10 protein-coding genes, 5 tRNA genes and 1 riboswitch are annotated in these 19,137 nt (G+C 58.5%); of the genes, 5 read left to right on the forward strand and 10 right to left on the reverse strand.

Annotated elements, in window-relative coordinates:
- Window positions 1–372: 372 nt before the first annotated feature.
- The 6 genes from ELB75_RS06025 to recB all read right to left on the reverse strand — a co-directional run bounded on the left by ELB75_RS06025 (window position 373) and on the right by recB (window position 4,884).
- Window positions 373–463: transfer RNA gene (locus tag ELB75_RS06025), tRNA-Leu, on the reverse strand.
- Between the two features lie 183 nt (window positions 464–646).
- Window positions 647–720, reverse strand: a tRNA-Cys gene (locus tag ELB75_RS06030).
- A gap of 43 nt (window positions 721–763) precedes the next feature.
- Window positions 764–839, reverse strand: a tRNA-Gly gene (locus ELB75_RS06035).
- A 27-nt stretch (window positions 840–866) separates the two neighbouring features.
- A tRNA-Gly gene (locus ELB75_RS06040) sits at window positions 867–942 on the reverse strand.
- A gap of 24 nt (window positions 943–966) precedes the next feature.
- Window positions 967–1,042: transfer RNA gene (locus tag ELB75_RS06045), tRNA-Gly, on the reverse strand.
- Between the two features lie 152 nt (window positions 1,043–1,194).
- Window positions 1,195–4,884 (reverse strand): exodeoxyribonuclease V subunit beta, encoded by a 3,690-nt coding sequence (recB, locus tag ELB75_RS06050; protein WP_126983151.1) that lies wholly within the window; start codon window positions 4,882–4,884, stop codon window positions 1,195–1,197.
- 455 nt (window positions 4,885–5,339) lie between these two features.
- On the opposite strand from recB, the gene ELB75_RS06055 reads away from it, so the two are divergent.
- Together ELB75_RS06055 and trhP are read left to right on the forward strand one after the other, a co-directional pair.
- Complete coding sequence (locus ELB75_RS06055) at window positions 5,340–6,590, forward strand: NAD(P)/FAD-dependent oxidoreductase (RefSeq protein ID WP_126983152.1); 1,251 nt, start codon at window positions 5,340–5,342, stop codon at window positions 6,588–6,590.
- Window positions 6,591–6,813: 223 nt separating this feature from the next.
- Window positions 6,814–8,175, forward strand: coding sequence for a prephenate-dependent tRNA uridine(34) hydroxylase TrhP (trhP, locus tag ELB75_RS06060; protein ID WP_126983153.1), 1,362 nt, complete (start codon window positions 6,814–6,816; stop codon window positions 8,173–8,175).
- 376 nt (window positions 8,176–8,551) lie between these two features.
- Here the strand turns inward: trhP and asd are convergent, their stop codons facing one another.
- Window positions 8,552–9,670 (reverse strand): aspartate-semialdehyde dehydrogenase, encoded by a 1,119-nt coding sequence (gene asd / locus ELB75_RS06065; protein ID WP_126983154.1) that lies wholly within the window; start codon window positions 9,668–9,670, stop codon window positions 8,552–8,554.
- A gap of 224 nt (window positions 9,671–9,894) precedes the next feature.
- Here asd and gap point away from each other — a divergent pair, with 224 nt between their 5' ends.
- From gap to thiD, 3 genes are all read left to right on the forward strand, one after another.
- Window positions 9,895–10,923, forward strand: a complete 1,029-nt coding sequence (gene gap / locus ELB75_RS06070; RefSeq protein ID WP_126983155.1) for a type I glyceraldehyde-3-phosphate dehydrogenase — start codon at window positions 9,895–9,897, stop codon at window positions 10,921–10,923.
- A gap of 193 nt (window positions 10,924–11,116) precedes the next feature.
- Window positions 11,117–11,210: riboswitch (TPP riboswitch) on the forward strand.
- Window positions 11,211–11,343: 133 nt separating this feature from the next.
- On the forward strand, window positions 11,344–12,144 hold the full coding sequence (gene thiM, locus ELB75_RS06075; RefSeq protein WP_126983156.1) for a hydroxyethylthiazole kinase: 801 nt from the start codon (window positions 11,344–11,346) through the stop codon (window positions 12,142–12,144).
- Window positions 12,145–12,166: 22 nt separating this feature from the next.
- On the forward strand, window positions 12,167–13,003 hold the full coding sequence (gene thiD / locus ELB75_RS06080) for a bifunctional hydroxymethylpyrimidine kinase/phosphomethylpyrimidine kinase (RefSeq protein ID WP_126983157.1): 837 nt from the start codon (window positions 12,167–12,169) through the stop codon (window positions 13,001–13,003).
- Between the two features lie 476 nt (window positions 13,004–13,479).
- Here the strand turns inward: thiD and ELB75_RS06090 are convergent, their stop codons facing one another.
- The 3 genes from ELB75_RS06090 to dsbD form a co-directional block, all read right to left on the reverse strand.
- Window positions 13,480–15,381, reverse strand: a complete 1,902-nt coding sequence (locus ELB75_RS06090; RefSeq protein WP_126983158.1) for a bifunctional chorismate-binding protein/class IV aminotransferase — start codon at window positions 15,379–15,381, stop codon at window positions 13,480–13,482.
- A 465-nt stretch (window positions 15,382–15,846) separates the two neighbouring features.
- Complete coding sequence (locus ELB75_RS06095; RefSeq protein ID WP_126983159.1) at window positions 15,847–16,977, reverse strand: anhydro-N-acetylmuramic acid kinase; 1,131 nt, start codon at window positions 16,975–16,977, stop codon at window positions 15,847–15,849.
- A gap of 365 nt (window positions 16,978–17,342) precedes the next feature.
- A complete protein-coding gene (gene dsbD, locus ELB75_RS06100) occupies window positions 17,343–19,124 on the reverse strand; it encodes a protein-disulfide reductase DsbD (protein WP_126983160.1) in 1,782 nt (593 codons plus the stop codon).
- Window positions 19,125–19,137 lie beyond the last annotated feature (13 nt).

Below are 19,137 nucleotides of genomic sequence, written 5' to 3' on the forward strand. Positions count from 1 at the left end.
AACGAACGCAGTGAGTTTCTGCGAAGCTAAAGTTTTCAGGTAGCCTTTTTCAGTTGGAGTAATTGCATAATTATGAATTATGTCTGCCATGGTTTGATTATAGTGAATTAACAAAAACCAGTACGGCGTTGTCTCGCCTTGCCGTAACGTGTGTACTGTCTGCGGCTCGCCGCCTTGTCCTGATTTTTGTTAATCCACTATACCGATTTCTCACGGGGGCAGAATAAACGGTAAAGTGTACGGGCAATCGTGCTTTCATGCGATAAAATGCAGAAGTGTAGAACAAGCCATAAAATGTAGAACAAAACCAAGAATACAGCAAAACCCGCTCAAAGCAGAGCGGGTTTTTGTATTGGAAAACAATGTTTTTTGTGGTGCCCGAGACCGGAATCGAACCGGTACGCTCGTATTAAGGAGCGACGGATTTTAAGTCCGTTGTGTCTACCAATTCCACCACTCGGGCCGGGCTGCGGTTTGTCAGCCTGGATGATTGGAGGCGGGGGCGCGGATTTTAACCGGCCTATGCGCGGGTTGCACCCCACGCAGCATAAACACTCTGCCACCCCGCCGTGCTGATTGATGTATGGTTTGTTTAAACCGATACCGCAACGGCTGTTGCCTGCGGTTTACATTCACTTTGGTATTTTGGAGGCGGGAGTCGGAATCGAACCGGCGTACACGGCTTTGCAGGCCGCTGCATAACCACTTTGCTATCCCGCCAAATTAGCTTTTGGCCGACTGTATCGGCCAAATCGCTGAAACTTGGAGCGGGAAACGAGTCTCGAACTCGCGACCTCAACCTTGGCAAGGTTGCGCTCTACCAACTGAGCTATTCCCGCGTAGCACCCGAATCAATAAGTGGATAGTGGAGCGGGAAACGAGTCTCGAACTCGCGACCTCAACCTTGGCAAGGTTGCGCTCTACCAACTGAGCTATTCCCGCTTGGGATTCGGATGATTGAAAACTTGGAGCGGGAAACGAGTCTCGAACTCGCGACCTCAACCTTGGCAAGGTTGCGCTCTACCAACTGAGCTATTCCCGCTTGGGCGTTTTCCGGCTGCGCCGTACTTACGAAAGGGGCATATTATAGGCAGATTTGCCAAATAGTCAATATCCGTTTGGGAAAACTTGGCTAAGGATTGTTATTTATGCTGATTTTTCTGCCACGCCTAACCCTACCCGGCAAGGCTGCGGCTATTCGAGCCATTCCTGCAGGGCGGAAACGGGGATATCCCAGCACCACAAGCCCTCCTGGCCGTGCGGATTCAGGCCGCGCACAAACAGGTAGCGCACATGGATGGATTCGGGCAGGGCGCGGCGTTGTTTCAGGTAGCGTGCGGTGGCTACGGCGTAAATCAGCGCTTGCAGGTAATAATGGTGTTCGCTCACCGCCGCGCTCATGGCGGCTTGGCCGTAATCGGCCAAATGGCTGTCCAAGTGGTTGGATTTGTAGTCGATAACGCACACCCTGCTGTCTTTTCCTGCGGCAATCAGGTCGATGAAGCCGTTGAGGAAGCCGGTTACGGCGTGGAAATCCAGCTGCGGCAGGTGGGCGGCGGCGTTTTCAGGTAGCCCGATGTCGGTGCGGGCAAACCAGCGGCGCAGACGTTTCAAACTGAAATCGTTCAGGTGCAGCACGAAGCCCATTTCTGCTACGCGGCTATCGGCGGGAATATCGGCCAACTGCATATTCTCTGCCAACGGCGCACGGCGCACGGCTTCCACCATTTCCAGCACCGCCGGCAGCCATTGCTCGGCCTCGAAGCCGTGTCTATCTAGGATATCGGCATAGGATGCCGCTTGTTCGGCGGCGGGGCGGGCGAAGTCGGTTTTCTCCAAAATGCTGTGCAGGCAGATGCCGGGCTGGATACCAGCAGGGAAGGCCAACAAGGCAGTTTCGGCTTCGTTTGACCACAAATCGGCCTGCCCGTTTGGCTCAACTACATTTTGGCCGTTGGAGCGCAACTCGTCGCTTACACTTTTGCTTCGCAGAAACTCGCTGCGCTCGTTTTCAGGTAGCCTTTCGGTTTCGGCGGCGGGGTTTTCATCGGCCAGCAATTTTTCAGGTAGCCACTCTTCGGCGGTCAGGGTTTGGCGGCTCAGGCCGGTAAAGCTGGTGTGGCGGATAAATTGCAGCGGCCGCTCGGGCAGCACGAGGGCGCGGTAGCTGCCCTGCTGTTCGTCGCGGGCGCGGTAACTGGCTTCGGGCGGCTCGTCTTCCAGCCATTGCAGCCGGCCGGGCGCGGCGCTTTGGATGCGCTTAAGCCAAGCCTGTCGCAGGGCTTCGGCTCGGCCTTGGCCTTCCAGGCTACTCCAATGGCTGCGGATGGCATGACAATCGTCCCCGCCTGTTTCGGCCAAGAGATAGGCGAAGGTGTTTTCCGGAGTGTTGCTGCAGGGGGCGGCGTAGAGCACGAGCTGCTCGCGGGCGCGGGTGAGCGCGACATACAAGAGGCGCAGGCGTTCGCCGAGGTCTTCGGCAAACAGCTGCCGCTCGTCTTCTTCGCCCAACTGGGCTTTGGCCAACAATAGGTTTCGGCCGTTGCTTTGGCTGATGATGTTCCAGTCTTGCACCAAATCGCGGCTGGCATCCCACACGAAAGGGCAAAACACCAGCGGGTATTCCAGCCCTTTAGCCGCATGCATGGTAACGATTTTTACCAAGTCTTCATCGCTTTCCAGCCGCAGCTGGTATTCCGTGTTTTTTTTGTCTTTTCCAACGTTTTGCAATTGTGCTTCCAGCCATTGCGCCAATGCGGAGGGCGTAACGCATTCGTCGGCGGCTAGTGCCAGGATTTCGGCCAGCTGCCAGAAATTGGTGAAACTGCGTTCGTTGCGGGTGTGCAGAAGGTGTTGTTCGAGGCCGCTTTGGCGGGCAAAGCGGGTGAGCGCGGTGTAGATGCCGTGCTGCTGCCAGGCTTCGGCGGCGGTTTCGGCCAGGGCGATCCACTCGGCCAGGCGGTTTTCGTTGCCGTTCAATTCGGCCAGGTCTTGTGCGGTGTAGCCATAGAAAATGCCGCCGAGCACGAAGCGCAGGTATTCGGTTTGCTGCGGTGCCAGCCAGAACAGCAACAGGGCGTGTAGGGCTTCGGCCTCAGGCGTGTCGAACACCGATTGCTGTTGCAGCAATACGCTGCGCACGCCCCGGCGTTTGAGCGCGCGCGCAACCAGAGCGGCTTCGCTGTGGGTGCGGACCAATACGGCTACCTGTCCCGGATGCAGCGGCACGTTTTCGCCGCCATGCTTGCCGCCGATGGAAAGGCTACCTGAAAGCGCCTGATTGAGCCGTGCGGCAATTTCGCGGGCGCAATAATCGGCACAGAGTTCGCGCAAGGCATCTTTATTCGGCAGTTTGCCATCTTCGACAGATGGATTAATCCAGCGTACGGCCACGGCAGCTTCAGGCGCGGGGCTGAGCAAGCTCTCGATGCGGGCAGCCTGCACATTGGGGTAGGCAATCTGCGGCAGCACAAAGGGGCGGCTGCGGGCGGAAAACAGATGGCCGATGCCGTTGACCAGATTGCTGTGGCTACGGTAGTTGGTGTGTAGGGTGTAGCTTTGCTCGGGGGCAGTGTCGGCAGCGGCGGCGAGGTAGGCATGGATGTCGGCGCCGCGAAAGCCGTAGATGGCCTGTTTGGGGTCGCCCACCAAAAATACGGGTACGCCTTGGCGGATAAAGGCGGTGTGGAAAATCGCGTATTGCAGCGGGTCGGTGTCTTGGAATTCGTCGATGAGCGCCACACGCCATTTGGCCGCCAGGGCTTGGGCGAGCGCTTCGGCTTGTTCTGGATGATCGGGGTTGGATAGAGCGGCGTGTACGTCGATTAGCAAATCATCATAGTCGCGGCGCGGGCTGCGGCGTTTGTCTTCGGCCAAACGGGTTTTCAGGTAGCCCAAGCATTCGAGCTTGAGGCGGATGGCTGCTTCCTGCTCGGCTTCGCCGATTTCGGCCAGGCGGCGGCCGAGAACGGCCAAGGGCTGGAGGGCGGCGATGTCGGCTTCTTCAATATGCTGGTTTTTCCGGATTCTGTTGCGCAGGGCGTTTTCTTCAAAACACAGCAGCTTGTCCGGCTTGGAAAGCACGGGTTGCGCCAAGCCTTCTTGTACGGCTTGCCGGAGCTCGGTAAACAGGGTGTCGATGGAGGCATTGAATGTGCCGCCGTGAAGCTGCGGCTTGATGCGGCGGTACACGGCTTCGATTTCCTCCACATTCCGTTGCAGCTTGTGCCAAGCGGCATGGAGGCCTTTCTGTATTTGCGGCAGACGGTTTTCAGGTAGCCTGTAGTCCAAAAGGGCGCGTTTGAGGCTACCTGAAAATTCGGCTAGCACGGAGGCGGGGGTGATGCCGAAGCGGGCGGCGATGCGCGCGTTTTGCGGGTGGTCAGCCACGTGTTCGCGCCAGAAATCCTGTGCGGCCACCAGGCGGGCGGCGGTGTCGGCGGGGCCGGTTTCCAGCTCGAAGGGCACGCCGCACAAAAAGGCGTAGTCGCCCAGCACGCGCAGGCAGAAGCCGTGGATGGTGTAGATAGCGGCGGTGTCGAAGCCGGACAGGGCGGCCTGCAGCTGCAGGATGAGTTTGCTGCGCTCTTGTTTGGCCAAGGCTTCGGCCAGCAGATGTTGCAGAAACTCATCGGCCGGCGTCTCCCCGCTCTGTAGGGCAGCCAAAACTTCGCCCAGCCGGGCACGCAGGCGGTTTTTCAGCTCGGCGGTGGCGGCTTCGGTGAAGGTAACCACCAATATGTTTTCCGGCGCCCAGCCTTCGAGCACCACCAGGCGGGTGAACAGCGCGGCAATGCTGTAGGTTTTGCCCGTGCCGGCGGAAGCCTCGACAAGGTGGGTGCCCTGCGGCGGCAGCGGCAGTTGTGCAACGTGGAAATCCTGCATGGCGGGTCCTTGATTTTCAGGTAGCCTGATAACGGGCGGTATTGTACGGCCTGGCCGGGAAACTGTCTGCGGGCGCTAGCGGACAAATTTGCTGCCGATGCCGGGCTGCGGCTGCCAACAGGGCTAAAGCTCGGCAAGGCCGTCCAGCGCCCGGCAAGGGTGAAGATAATCCGCTAATTTGCAAACCAATGCAGCTTGGCAGGCTAATTGCTTTCAGGTAGCCTATCGGTCTATTACTTGCCCGGCCGCGCAGTATGGCCTGGAAAAGCCCGCGCCTGCTGCCCACGGCGGTTGGTTTTAGACAAATCTTGTCTAATTCATTTATAATCAAACCAATTCTTAATTCATTCAAGCTTCGCTGCTGCGGAATGGGGTGGCAGCGGCAAGGCAGCCGCAAACGAATAATCTTGCCACTGCCCGCAGAGCCGGGCGGAAGCAAAAAATAAAGGGAAAACATGATTCAGCATTACGACGTCGTTATCATCGGCGCCGGCCCCTCGGGGGCAGTGGCGGCTGCTCTGTTGAACAAGCGGGGATTCAATGTTTGTGTGGTGGAAAAGCAGCATTTCCCGCGTTTCGTTATCGGCGAGAGCCTGCTGCCGCACTGCATGGAGCTGCTGCATGAGGCCGGCTTCCTGCCCGCCGTGCAGGCCGGCTTCGGTTTTCAATATAAAAACGGCTTCGCCTTCTCTTGGGGCGAGCGCAACACCAGCTTCAAATTCACCGATAAATTCTCCCCCGGCCCTTCCACCGCATTTAATGTAGAGCGTGCCCGTTTCGATAAAATCCTGATCGACGAAGCCATCAAGCAAGGCGTAATCGTGCAGTTCGGCTCCACGGTGAAAGCCTTCGACAACCACGGCGATTTCGCCAAACTGGTGGTGCAGCAGGAAGGCGGCGACCCTTATGTGCTGGGCGCGCGTTTCGTGTTGGATGCCAGCGGCTACCACCGCGTGCTGCCGCGCATGCTCAGCTGGGATATCCCTTCCGACCTGCCCCTGCGCCATGTGCACTTCACCCACATCGAAGACCACATCACCGACCCGGCCTTCGACCGCAACAAAAACCTGGTGTGCATCCACCCCGAACACCGCGATATTTGGCTGTGGCTGATTCCTTTCTCCAACGGCCGCGCTTCCATCGGCGTGGTGGGGCTACCTGAAAAACTCGGGCAGGAAAGCTCTGCCGTCATCCTGAAAAAATTTGCCCTGGAAGTGCCTTTCCTGCGCCGCATTTTGAAAAACGCACAATGGGATAACGACTTCCCCTTCATCTACCTGCCCGGCTATTCCGCCAGCGTGAAATCGCTCTACGGCCGCCACTTCGCCCTATTGGGCAATGCCGCCGAATTCCTCGATCCGGTATTCTCCTCCGGCGTCACCATCGCCACCCACTCGGCCAAGCTTGCTGCCGATTTGGTGGCCCGCCAGCTGAACGGCCAGCAGGTGAACTGGCAAAACGAATTCGCGCGCCCGCTGATGTCCGGTGTCAACGTGTTCCGGCACTATGTGGAAGCTTGGTATTCCGGCACGCTGCAAGACATGATTTTCAGCGGCCAGCGCACGCCGGAAACCGACCGCATGCTCAGCGCCGTATTTGCGGGCTATGTGTGGGATCAAAACAACCCCTATGTGCACGACGCGCAACTCTTCACCTCGCAGATTTGGGAGCCTGCACCCAAACACGACACCGCTGAAGCCGGTTAGCCGCCATTTTGCGTTATAATTCGTCTGACTGCCGCTTCTGTGGGAGCTGATGTTAGCTTCCCCGTGGAAGCCAATGTTTTAGCTTCGCAGAAACTTCGTTTTCAGGTAGCCTGTTTAAGGGGCTACCTGAAAATCGTTTAAAGCATCTCCGAATAACTTAAAGGCTACCTGAAAGCAAACCGTTTCTATCACGATTACCCCCTTATCCCATTTGAATCACGCCATGAAATCTCCCGAACTCCTCCTCCCCGCCGGCGGCCCCGAACGCATGCGCACCGCCTTCGATTACGGTGCCGATGCCGTATATGCCGGCAGCCCGCGCTATTCCCTGCGCGCCCGCAACAACGAATTTGCCAAGCTGGACGTGCTGCAACAAGGCATTGCCGAAGCCCACGCACGCGGCAAAAAGTTCTATCTCACCGTCAACACCCTGCCGCACAATAGCAAGCTCAAAACCTTTGTGGCCGATATGGAGCCGCTGGTTGCCATGAAGCCCGACGCGCTGATTATGGCCGACCCCGGCCTGATTATGGTTACCCGCGAACGCTGGCCGGATATGCCCGTCCACCTCTCCGTGCAGGCCAATACCACCAACTACTGGGGCGTGAAATTCTGGCAGCGCATCGGCGTGGAACGCATTATTTTGTCGCGCGAATTGAGCATGGAAGAAATCGCCGAAATCCGCCAAGAATGCCCCGATGTCGAGCTCGAAGTGTTCGTGCACGGCGCACTGTGCATCGCCTACTCCGGCCGCTGCCTGCTCTCCGGCTACTTCAACCACCGCGACCCCAACCAAGGCACCTGCACCAACTCCTGCCGCTGGGACTACAAAGTCCACCCCGCCGAAATCGACGAAATGGGCGACGCCCGCCTGCTGCAAGGCTTCGACTTCAACAAAGCCCAAGAAGAAGCCAACGCTGCCTTCGAAGGCATCAACGGCCAAGTGCGCCATCCCGCCGCCAATAAAATCTTCCTCATCGAAGAGAGCAACCGCCCCGGCGAAATGATGCCGATTATGGAGGACGAACACGGCACATATATTATGAATTCCAAAGACTTGCGCGCCGTAGAGCAAGTGGCCGAGCTCGCCCGCATCGGCGTGGACAGCCTCAAAGTGGAAGGCCGCACCAAATCCGTGTATTACGTGGCGCGCGTGGCCCAGGCCTACCGCAAAGCCATCGACGACGCCGTGGCCGGCCGCCCCTTCGACTACAGCCTGTTGGCCGAACTCGAAGGCCTCGCCAACCGCGGCTACACCTCCGGCTTCCTCGAACGCCACCAAACGCAAGACTACCAAAACTACCTCACCGGCCATTCCGTGGCCAAGCAAAGCCAATACGTCGGCCACGTTACCGAAATTGATGCCGAAGGCTGGGCCACCGTGGAAGTGAAAAACCGCTTCGCCGTGGGCGATACGCTGGAAATCATCCACCCGCAGGGCAACCAAACCGTCGTGCTGCAAGCCATGAAACGCAGGGGCGAAGCGGCGGAAGTGGCTCCCGGCAACGGTATTCAGGTGCAGATTCCGAATATGGCAGGCAAGGATAAGGCGCTGATTGCGCGGGTGATTAAATCGCAACGCTAAATATACAGGTTGCTTTTGGGAGGTTGGAAAAGCAGTCTGTATTCTGCAACATACGGTTTGCCTTCATAAAAATGAAATATTTTTATAATTTATAGCCGCCTTGCTCCTGCTTTCGCTGTGGGTTTGGCCGCAAATCAGCATTTTGATACTGCTGCTTCTGCTGGCAGCTGGCGAAAAATATGCCCGCTGCTATCCGCTGCCTGATAGAGTGGATTAACAAAAATCAGGGCAAGGCGGCGAGCCGCAGACAGCACACACGTTACGGCAAGGCGAGACAACGCCGTACTGGTTTTTGTTAATTCACTATAAAGGCTACCTGAAAATCAGCCATGACTGTTTTCAGGTAGCCTTTAATGGTGTTTCAGGGCAGGTTAAATCAATCCAAATTGCCCAATACGATGCGCAGGATACGGCGGATGGGTTCGGCCGCGCCCCAGAGCAGTTGGTCGCCCACGGTGAAGGCGCTGATGTATTCGCCGCCCATGGCGAGCTTGCGGATGCGGCCTACGGGTACGGTGAGTGTGCCGGTAACGGCGGCGGGGGTGAGCTCGTGCATGCTGGCTTCTTTGGTGTTGGGCACGACTTTCACCCAATCGTTGGCGCCGGCGAGCAGGCTTTCGATTTCGGATACGGGCAGATCCTGTTTCAGCTTCAGGGTGATGGCCTGGCTGTGGCAGCGCATGGCGCCGATGCGTACGCACAGGCCTTCCACGATGGTGGGGCGGCTGCCGCCGAGGATTTTGTTGGTTTCAGCGTCGCCTTTCCATTCTTCTTTGGATTGGCCGTTGCCCAAGTCTACGTCGATCCACGGAATCAGGCTGCCGGCCAGCGGCACGCCGAAGTTGGCCTTGGGATAGTCGGGCGAGCGCAGGAAGTCGGATACTTTGCGGTCGATATCGAGGATGGCGCTGGCGGGGTCGGCCAGTTCGGCGGCCACTTGGCTGTGGATGGCGCCCATGCCGCTGATGAGTTCGCGCATGTTTTTCGCGCCCGCGCCGGAGGCGGCTTGGTAGGTCATACAGGAAGCCCATTCCACCAGGCCGTTTTGGAACAGGCCGCCCAAGCCCATCAGCATGAGGGACACGGTGCAGTTGCCGCCGATGTAGTTTTTCACGCCGTTTTGCAGGGCGGCATCGATTACGTTGCGGTTTACCGGGTCGAGCACGATCACGGCATCGTCGTTCATGCGCAGGGCGGAGGCGGCGTCGATCCAATAGCCGTTCCAGCCGGATTCGCGCAGCTTAGGATACACGGATTTGGTGTAGTCGCCGCCCTGGCAGGTAACGATGATGTCCATTTCGGCCAGTTCGGCGGGGTTGTTGGCATCAAGCAGGGTTTTGGCGGCCTGGCCGAAATCGGGGGCGTTGCCGCCTACGTTGGAGGTGGTGAAGAAATAGGCTTCGGGGATGTGGGCGAAATCGTTTTCTTCGCGCATACGCTGCATCAAAACCGAGCCGACCATACCGCGCCAGCCGACAAATCCTACTTTTTGCATAACTGCTCCTTGATGGTAAAGAAGTGTGAATGAGATGAAGCTGCCTTTTTACCCCTGCGGCGGGGGAAAGTAAAGGGGGAAAACGGTAGAATGATGTTTTCAGGTAGCCTCTTAGGGCTTGGCGGCTGTAGTTTGCGGGGCAAATCCGCTATAATCCGCCCTGTTGATGTTTTTCTGCCCGGCTGCTTGCACGGGCGTTTTCAGAATGTAAGAAAGGTGTAAACATGAGCTTGAAGATTGCCATCAATGGCTATGGCCGCATCGGCCGCCAGGTATTGCGCGCGATTTACGAATACGGCCTGCGCGACCAGTTTGAAGTGGTTGCCGTCAATACCAGCGGCAGCCCCGAGGCCGAGGCGCACCTAACCAAATTCGACACCGTGCACGGCCGCTTTGCCGCCGAAGTGTCGCATGACGAGCAGCACCTGATTATCAACGGTGATAAAATCCGGCTGGTGTCCAACCGTAATCCGGCCGAGCTGCCGTGGAAAGAATTGGGCGTGGACTTAGTGATGGAATGCACCGGCAAATTCACCAGCAAAGAGAAAAGCTCGGCACACCTTCAGGCCGGCGCGAAGAAAGTGCTGATTTCCGCCCCCGGCGGCGACGATGTGGACGCCACCGTCGTATACGGCGTGAACCACCAGGTAATCACCCCCGAGATGACCGTGGTCTCCAACGCTTCCTGCACCACCAACTGCCTCTCGCCCGTGGCCAAAGTGCTGTCGGAGAGCGTGGGCATCACCAAAGGACTGATGACCACCATCCACGCCTTCACCAACGACCAAGTGCTCACCGACGTACGCCACAAAGACCTGCGCCGCGCCCGCAGCGCGGTGGAAAATATTATTCCCACCAAAACCGGCGCCGCCAAGGCCGTGGGTCTGGTGCTGCCCGAGCTCAAAGGCAAGCTCGACGGCTTCTCCGTGCGCGTGCCCACCATCAACGTTTCGCTGGTGGATTTAACCTTCGAAGCCGGCCGCGATACCAGCGTGGAAGAAATCAACTTGCTCCTGAAAGCCGCCAGCGAGGGCTACCTGAAAGGCGTGCTGGGCTACAACAGCCTGCCCTTGGTGTCTTCCGATTTCAACCACACCAGCGAAGCCTCCGTGTTCGACAGCACGCTGACCAAAGTTTCCAACGGCAATATGGTGAAAGTATTGTCTTGGTATGACAACGAGTGGGGCTTCTCCTGCCAGATGCTCAACACCGCCCGCGCCATGTTCGGCCTGCCGGTGCGCCCGTTTGAATAAGGCTGCTGCGTGATATGAATATTAAGAGGCTACCTGAAAAGTTTCAGGTAGCCTTTCCTATTGTATCGGCCCGATGCCTTGTATCGTGGATTCACAAAAATCAGGGCAAGGCGGGCCAAGGCTGTACGGGTTTTTGTTTATCCGCGATATAGCCGTCGGGTAGCCTTTCCCCGGGCGGCGGGCTATAATCCGCGGCCATTAGTCGGGGTGCCGCAAAGGCGGCTGAGAAAATACCCGTTGTACCTGATACAGTTAATACTGGCGTAGGAAACTATGCAGGGGTCTGCACAGCCGTTGCAGGCTACCTGAAAGCGCAGCTGGAAACAGCCTGCCCCGCATGTCGATACAACGCACCTCGCCCGGCTTTGCAACGGGCGTTTTTTCTTGCCCGCCTTCCGCCATTATTAAGGAGAAAGCAATATGGAAATCAAATATCTGGATCAAGTCCGCGCTCGCAACCCGCTGGTGCACAACATCACCAACATCGTGGCGGCCAATTTCTCGGCCAACGGCCTGCTGGCGATTGGTGCTTCGCCGATTATGGCCGATAGCGTGGATGAAATGGCGGAACTGGCGGCGGCCAGCTCGGCGGTGGTGCTGAATATCGGCACGCTGAACAAGCAGAAGGTGGAAGCCATGCTGGCGGCGGGCAAATCGGCCAACCGTGCGGGCGTGCCGGTGGTGCTTGATCCGGTGGGCGCAGGCTTTACCCAGCTGCGGCGCGAAACCACGGCGCAGCTGTTGGCAGAAATCCGCTTCGCCGCCGTGCGCGGCAATGCGGGCGAAATGGCGCATATTGCCGGGGTGGAATGGCATGCTAAAGGCGTGGATGCGGGCAGCGGCTCGGCCGATTTGCACGGCATCGCCCAACGCATCGCGCAGCAATACGGCTGCATTGCCGCCATCAGCGGCGCAACCGACTACGTTTCCAACGGCAGCCGCACCGCCAAATTGAATAACGGCACGCCGCTGTTCCCCAAAGTAACCGCTTCCGGCTGCCTGTTGAGCACGATAGCGGGCGCATTTGCCGCCGTGGCCGCGCCGGAAGACTATTTGCACGCCGTGGCCGAAGCCTGCACGGTGTATGCCGTGGCGGGCGAATTGGCGGCGCAGGGCTTGCAGCCTGCGCAGAGCGGCTCGTTCGCATGGAAACTGATCGACAACCTGGCCGCCGTATCGGCGCAGGAAGTGGCGGCACGCGCGAAAGTGGAATGGATTTAACGGTTTAATCAGGAGAAAACAGATGACGCAAATTGCACAAGCCCTCACCATCGCCGGCTCGGACAGCGGCGGCGGCGCCGGCATTCAGGCCGATTTGAAAACCTTTCAAATGCGCGGCGTGTACGGCATGAGCGTGCTGGCGGCGGTAACTGCGCAAAACACGCTGGGCGTGCAGGCCATCTACGGCGTGCCGCTCGATATTATCCGCGCACAAATCGATTCCATCGCCGCCGATTTTAGCTCCGCAGAAACTCGCGATGCTCGTTTTCAGGTAGCCGCTTTTAAAATAGGCATGCTCGGTACGGCCGAAGTGATTGAATGCGTAGCGGAAAAAATCTCAGGCAAACCGTTTGGCCGGCTGGTGCTCGATCCGGTGATGGTGGCCAAGGGCGGCGCGCCGCTGTTGCAGCAAAACGCCGTGGCCGCGCTCAAACAGCATTTGCTGCCGCTGGCCGACGTGCTCACGCCCAACCTGCCCGAAGCCGAAGCGCTCACCGGCATCGACATCCAAACCGATGCCGATGCCGAACGCGCCGCCCGCATCTTGCAGGAAGCCGGTGTGCAAACCGTGGTGATTAAAGGCGGCCACAGCGGCGAATCGCAAAGCGAAATTTGCCGCGACTGGGTGTTTATGCCTAACGGGCAGTTCACTTTGGAAAGCCCGCGCTTCCCCACGCCGCACACTCACGGCACCGGCTGCACCTTCTCCGCCTGCCTCACCGCCGAGCTGGCCAAAGGCGAAAGCGTAGAAGCGTCCATCCGCACCGCCAAACAGTGCATCACCGCCGCCATCTCGCAGCCCATCAACATCGGCCACGGCCACGGGCCGGTAAACCATTGGGCAATGCGTGCAGAGTGAGGAAGCAAGCAGCTAGCTTGGCTGTAGGCAAAAGGCTACCTGAAAAGTTTCAGCTTCGTTGAAACCATGCTTTCAGGTAGCCTTTCCCGTTCAGGTGTGTAGGGCGTATACAGAATGCACGCACACGGCTTGAAGTAGCGGACAACGGCGTGCGTGCCTGCGGCACGCACCCTACACGTCGGCCAAGCATTGGCTTGTGGCTCGCATTTCGCCGCCTGGTATGAAGAAATCATACCCGCCCGCTATCTCGCTTCAGGCTACCTGAAAACGGATTTCTGATTTTCAGGTAGCCTTTGCTTGTATGGCCGGAAGGCTAGCTGAAACTCGATATATATAGTGAATTAAATTTAAATCAGGACAAGGCGGCGAGCTGCAGACAGTACACACGTTACGGCAAGGCGAGACAACGCTGTACTGGTTTAAATTTAATTCACTATAGAAACAAACGGCTTGGAACAAGATGCCAAGCCGTTTGTTTATTGTGCTAATTCTGCCTCAAACACGCCCCTTAAGGCGTTGGAGAGGCGGATTTCTTCGGCGTGTTCCAGCATGTCGCGGGTGATGTGCGTTTCGATGACTGCGTCCGTGCTCAAGTAGGTTTGCGGTTGCTGCAACACGGCTTGGCGCATGACGCCGTTTAGGATGTCCAAATCCAGAGACGGGGTGAGCCATTGCCCTTGGTATTTGACGAACACGTTGCTTCTGCCGCCTTCGAGCAGGAGGCCGTCTGAATTGAAAAACAGGCTGTCGAACGCGCCTTGTGTTTCGGCGGTTTGCCACGCTTGGTCGAAGAGGGCGCGGCGGGTGGTTTTGAAGCGGCGCAGGTAGTCGCGGCGCGGGAGGGGTTGCGGGGCGGGGATGACGCGCTGCGGGGCGGGCAGCTCGGCGGTGGCGGCATGGCTGAGGATGAGGCCGTCTGAAACGAGTTCGGCTTTCAGGCGGAAGAGGCCGTCGGGCAGTTTGGCGATGTATTGCCGGATTCGGGTTTCGCCATCGTCGGGCAGGGGTAGGTTGAGGGCTTGGGCGGAGGTTTTCAGACGACCTAAATGCAGGTCGAGCAGGCGGCATTGCCTGTTTTCCACGCGCATGGTTTCGAAGATGCCGAAGGCGGGGCGCAATTCGTTGAGGAAACGGGCTTTCCAGCCGCATTCCCGATATTCGGCGGCGGGGTCGCTGTCGATGACGATGCCGGAACCGACGCCGTACACTCCGTGATAGAGTGGATTAACTTTAACCCAGTACGGCGTTGCCTCGCCGTGCCGTACTATCTGTACTGTCTGCGGCTTCGTCGCCTTGTCCTGATTCAAATTTAATCCACTATCTAGGTCGTCTGAAACTGAGTTAGAAACGGGTTTGAGCGACAGGGTGCGGATGACAACGTTGAATATGCCTTCAAACCCCAGCCCGCCCGCGCAGGGTTTCAGGTAGCCGATGCTGCCGGTGTACAGGCCGCGCGGTTCGGCTTCGAGCGATTCGATAATCTGCATACTCATGCGTTTGGGCGCGCCGGTGATGCTGCCGCAGGGGAAGGCGGCGCGGAGGATGTCGGCGGCGGTGATGTGCGGCAGGGCTTGGGCTTGGATGGTGCTGGTCATCTGCCAGATGCTGCCGAAACGCGATACTTTAAACGGCTCGGGCACGCATACTTTGCCGGTTTGGGCGATTTTGCCGAGGTCGTTGCGCAGCAAATCGACAATCATCACGTTTTCGGCGCGGTTTTTCGGGTCGGCTTGCAACTCGGCGGCGCGGCGTTCGTCTTGTCCGTCGCCCAAAATCGGCGCGGTGCCTTTCATTGGTTCGGTGCTGATGGTGCCGTCCGCACCGATTTTGAGGAAGAGTTCGGGCGAGAAACACAGCGTCCACGCGGATTTCCCTGCCGCATCGGGCAGGCGGGACAAAACGGCATAGGGGACGGGTTGGCGCAGACGGCGGTAGAGGCTGACGGGGTTGCCGTAGGCTTGCAGGTGTAGGCGGGTGGTGTAATTGATTTGATAGGTGTCGCCGCGCCGGATGGCTTCGTGGATTTGGCGGATGCGGTTGAGGTAATCGGCTTCGGATACGGAGGATTGCGGCGTGGAAATGCCGGCGGGGAGGTCGTCTGAATGTTGGGCAAGCCAGCTTTCGGCATCGATGTCGGCGCAGTCGGCAAACCAGTGCAGGGCAAGATTGCCGCCGCGTTCGGACTCAATCCCCATCAGCGGCAAACCGAATTCGTAGTCTGCAAACAACACAGCATGCAGCCCTTTTTGCCAGCCCTTTTGCAGCGTATCGTCCAGCGAATCCAGTTCGTTATGATGGAAAAGGCGGCTTTCCACATGATTTTGATAGAGTTTTGCGCGGTCGCTTACGGCATCGTCAAACAGGGCGAAATAGGGCATGGCTAAAATCGGCAAGGTATGAACGGGCGGATTATAGTGGATTAAAATCGCTATGATACAGCGTTGCCACCCCTCTGACGTACTTATCCAGACACGGCAATCGTTTCGCCTTGTTTCATTTTTATAGTGAATTAACAAAAACCGGTACGGCGTTGGCCCGCCTTGCCGTAACGTGTGTACTGTCTGCGGCTCGCCGCCTTGTCCTGATTTTTGTTAATCCATTATATTTTAATCCGCTATATACGCGCTTTGCGGCGGGGGTCGGGCTACCTGAAAATGCTGTGGGCAAGGTGGCTGTGTCGAGATTGGGCTTCTTATGGCACAGGGGCGCTTTGCTAAGCCTGTATGCTGCCTGCGGTTGGCTGTCTTATTCCGATTGTTCAATCCGCCATAGCGCATCGGAAGGGGCTGCCTGGAAATAGGCGGCGCATATTTTCAGGTAGCCTTTCCGTATATCAAACCAGCTCACGCGCAATGCCAAGCGCCGAGGATATAGGGCTGTTTCGCGCCGGTGGCGGCGTGGGGGTTGCCCGGCTCGCGGCACACGCGGCAGGCGGCGAGCCAGGCGAAGGCGGCGGCTTCCACCCATTGCGGCGGCAGGTTTAGCTCGTCGGTGGTGGCGGTGCGGATGCCGAGCGGGGCGAGCCTATCGGAGAGCTCGGCCATCAGCACGGGATTGAACACGCCGCCGCCGCAGGCAAACACTTCGCGCACGCCGGGGGCGTGGGCGGCAATGGCGTCGGCGATGCTCTGCGCTGTGAGGGCGTTGAGGGTGCGCACGATATCGGCGGGGGCATAACTGTTTTCTGACAATAATGCGTCGGCTTTGCTGTTTTTCAGGTAGCCTTGCAGCCAATCGAGGGAAAACAAATCGCGGCCGGTGCTTTTGGGCGGGGGGCGGTGGAAATAAGGGTGTGCCAGCAGGGTTTGCAGCAGCTCGGGAATCACGCGGCCGCTGCTGGCAAGGGCGCCGTCTCGGTCGCAGGTTTGGCCGAAACGGTGCTGCATATAAGCGTCGGCCAACATATTGCCGGGGCCGGTGTCGAAGCCGCCGGCATCGGCATGCGGTTGCAACACGCTGATGTTGGCGATGCCGCCGATATTGAGCACCACGCGACCATGTTCCGTGCTGCCGAACACTGCCTGATGGAAGGCGGGCACGAGCGGCGCGCCTTGGCCGCCGCCGGCCATGTCGCGGCGGCGGAAGTCGCCCACGGTGTCGATGCCGGTGAGCTCGGCCAAGAGCGGCAGGTTGATGAGCTGCACGGTGTAGCCGTGTTCGGGGGCATGGCGCACGGTTTGGCCGTGTGCGCCGATGGCGGCGATATCGCGCGGGGCAAGCTTTTGCTGCGCCAGCAGGCCGTGCACTGCTTGGGCGTTGAGCGATGCCAACTCTTGCGCGAGCATTTCGCTGCGGTGGATTTCGTTGCCGCCGGGGTTTTGCAAATCCAGCAGGCGGCAGCGCAAATCATCGCTGTAGGGCACGGCAAAATGGCCGAGCGCGCCCTGCCATTGGGTGCCGTTAAAAGCCGCCAGCACGGCATCTACGCCGTCCATGCTGGTGCCGGACATCAGGCCGATATAGTATTGGGTCATGGTGCGGGCTATGTGGGAAAGATGGCGGCATTATATAGCGAACGGCGGTGGTTTTCAGGTAGCCCCATTGGCGGATTGGGCTATAATGCCCGTACTGCTTTCAGGTAGCCTCCGCAGGTGTGGAAATTAACAGCGTTGTTTACACTTTCGGCTTTTGCTTGAAGACCCGTTTGAGCAGCTATCCGGCATTGTCAAGAATGTCAATAGACACGGGAAACCCGCTCTGCTCTTGATAATGACGGATAGCTGCCTAAGAATCATTCAAGAAAAAACAAAAGCTATCCGCCGTAGAAAAAGTGTAAACGACGCGACGATTTCCTACACTGAAATTTTTCAGGTAGCCTTTGTTCTTATTCCAACCGGCTTCAGGAAACCTGCTGCCGATACCATTCGATAAACGCCGCCGGTTCGGTAAAACCGATGAGCGGGCTGCTGCGGCGGCCGTCGGGATGAATGACGAAGATGCCGGGCGGGCCGGGCAGGCCGTATTCCTGCAACAGCGCGCGCTGCTCGGGCGTGTTGTCGGTGAGGTCGATTTTGAATACGCGATCGGGCGGCACGGCGGCCTGCACTTCGGGGCGGCTGAAGGTTTTGTGTTCCATCTCCTTGCAGCTGGCGCACCAGTCGGCATAAAAATCCAGCACCACCGGCTTGCCGCTGGCCAAAGCCTGTTGCATGGCGCTGTTAAGCTGCTGCGGCGCGGTAAATACCCGGTGCGCGGTTTGCTGCGGCGGGAACACGGTGAGTGCCTGGTGCAGGAAGGTGGGCTGCATGCGCACGCTCTGCACGGCGAAAAACACGCCCACGGTGAGCAGTAGGCTGCCCAGCCCCATGGCCAAAGGCTTGATTTGGCGGTTGCGCAGGTGTTTGCCTAACAGCAGGCCGCCGGGGATAACCAATAGCAGGGAATAGAGTGCCACGGTCAGGCCGTAGGGCAGGAAGGGAGCGGCCAGATACACGGCCACGGCCAGCAGGATGATGCCGAAGGCATGTTTGATGCCGTTCATCCACGCGCCGGCCTTGGGCAGGACGTGCCCGCCGAATGTGCCCACCAAAATCAGCGGCACGCCGGTGCCCAGCGCCATGCTGTATAAAGCCAGGCCGCCCAGCGCGGCATCGCCGGTTTGGCCGATATAACCCAAAGCCACAGCCAAGGGCGGCGCCACGCAGGGGCCGACAATCAGCGCCGAGAGCATGCCCATCACAAACACGGAAGCCATTTTGCCGCCGGAAAGCTTGCTGCTCTGCTGTTGGAAATAGCTTTGGATGAAGGAGGGCAGCTGGATGGTGAACACGTCGAACATGCCCAGCGCCAGCACCACAATCAGCGCGGCGGCAGAAAGCACCACCCACGGCTGTTGCAGCCAGACGGTGAGCAGCGAGCCGGTGAGCCCGGCCAGCACGCCCACGGCGGCATAGGTAAGCGCCAGCCCCTGCACATACACCGAAGACAAAATCAGCCCGCGGCGTTTGCCGGCATTGGCACGGTCTCCCACGATGATGCCCGACACAATGGGCAGCAGGGGATACATGCAGGCGGTAAAACTCAAGCCAATGCCGAAACTAAAAAAAGCCAGCAGGTTTGCCCCCAATGTGTCGCGCGACAGGCTGAACAGGCTTTTGCGCGGCTGCGGCACGGGGCTGGCAGCGGGTGCACCGTCTTGCGGCGCGGTAAAGCGGTTGCTGCCGGCGGGAGGGGCGGCCGTGTCGCCATACACGCCCGCGCCTTTGATTTCCAGCGTTTTGGTTACCGGCGGATAGCATACGCCCGCATCCGCGCAGCCTTGGTAGGTGAGTGTGAGGCGGTAGGCGGCAGGTGCGGCGGATTGGAAGGGCAGTTTCACCACGGCTTGGTGGTAGTGCACGGTTTGCTTGCCGAAAAACTCGTCTTCCTTTTCCTTGCCCGGCGAAAACTCAGCCGCGCCCAGCAGGCCGGACGGCTCGGTTTCCACACGGATTTTTTCTTGATAGAGATAATAGCCGTCGGCAATTTGGAATTGCACGGCCACATCCTGCTCGCCCGCCGCCACCGTGGGGCGGAACGCCTGCTCCGCCGGCAGCAGCTGGCCGGCATCGATTGCATGCGCCGCCATGCCGGAGCACAACAGCACTGACAGGATGAAAGATTGAATCAGTTTTTTAAACATATAAGGCTACCTG

The organism is Eikenella corrodens (genome assembly GCF_003990355.1).
Lineage (GTDB): Bacteria > Pseudomonadota > Gammaproteobacteria > Burkholderiales > Neisseriaceae > Eikenella > Eikenella corrodens_B.

Coding starts and splice junctions, on each gene's coding strand:
- asd (WP_126983154.1), bottom strand. CDS start 9,670: ATGCAAAAAGTAGGATTTGTCGGCTGGCGCGGTATGGTCGGCTCGGTT.
- thiM (WP_126983156.1), top strand. CDS start 11,344: ATGGAAATCAAATATCTGGATCAAGTCCGCGCTCGCAACCCGCTGGTG.
- recB (WP_126983151.1), bottom strand. CDS start 4,884: ATGCAGGATTTCCACGTTGCACAACTGCCGCTGCCGCCGCAGGGCACC.
- dsbD (WP_126983160.1), bottom strand. CDS start 19,124: ATGTTTAAAAAACTGATTCAATCTTTCATCCTGTCAGTGCTGTTGTGC.
- trhP (WP_126983153.1), top strand. CDS start 6,814: ATGAAATCTCCCGAACTCCTCCTCCCCGCCGGCGGCCCCGAACGCATG.
- ELB75_RS06055 (WP_126983152.1), top strand. CDS start 5,340: ATGATTCAGCATTACGACGTCGTTATCATCGGCGCCGGCCCCTCGGGG.
- thiD (WP_126983157.1), top strand. CDS start 12,167: ATGACGCAAATTGCACAAGCCCTCACCATCGCCGGCTCGGACAGCGGC.
- ELB75_RS06095 (WP_126983159.1), bottom strand. CDS start 16,977: ATGACCCAATACTATATCGGCCTGATGTCCGGCACCAGCATGGACGGC.
- ELB75_RS06090 (WP_126983158.1), bottom strand. CDS start 15,381: ATGCCCTATTTCGCCCTGTTTGACGATGCCGTAAGCGACCGCGCAAAA.
- gap (WP_126983155.1), top strand. CDS start 9,895: ATGAGCTTGAAGATTGCCATCAATGGCTATGGCCGCATCGGCCGCCAG.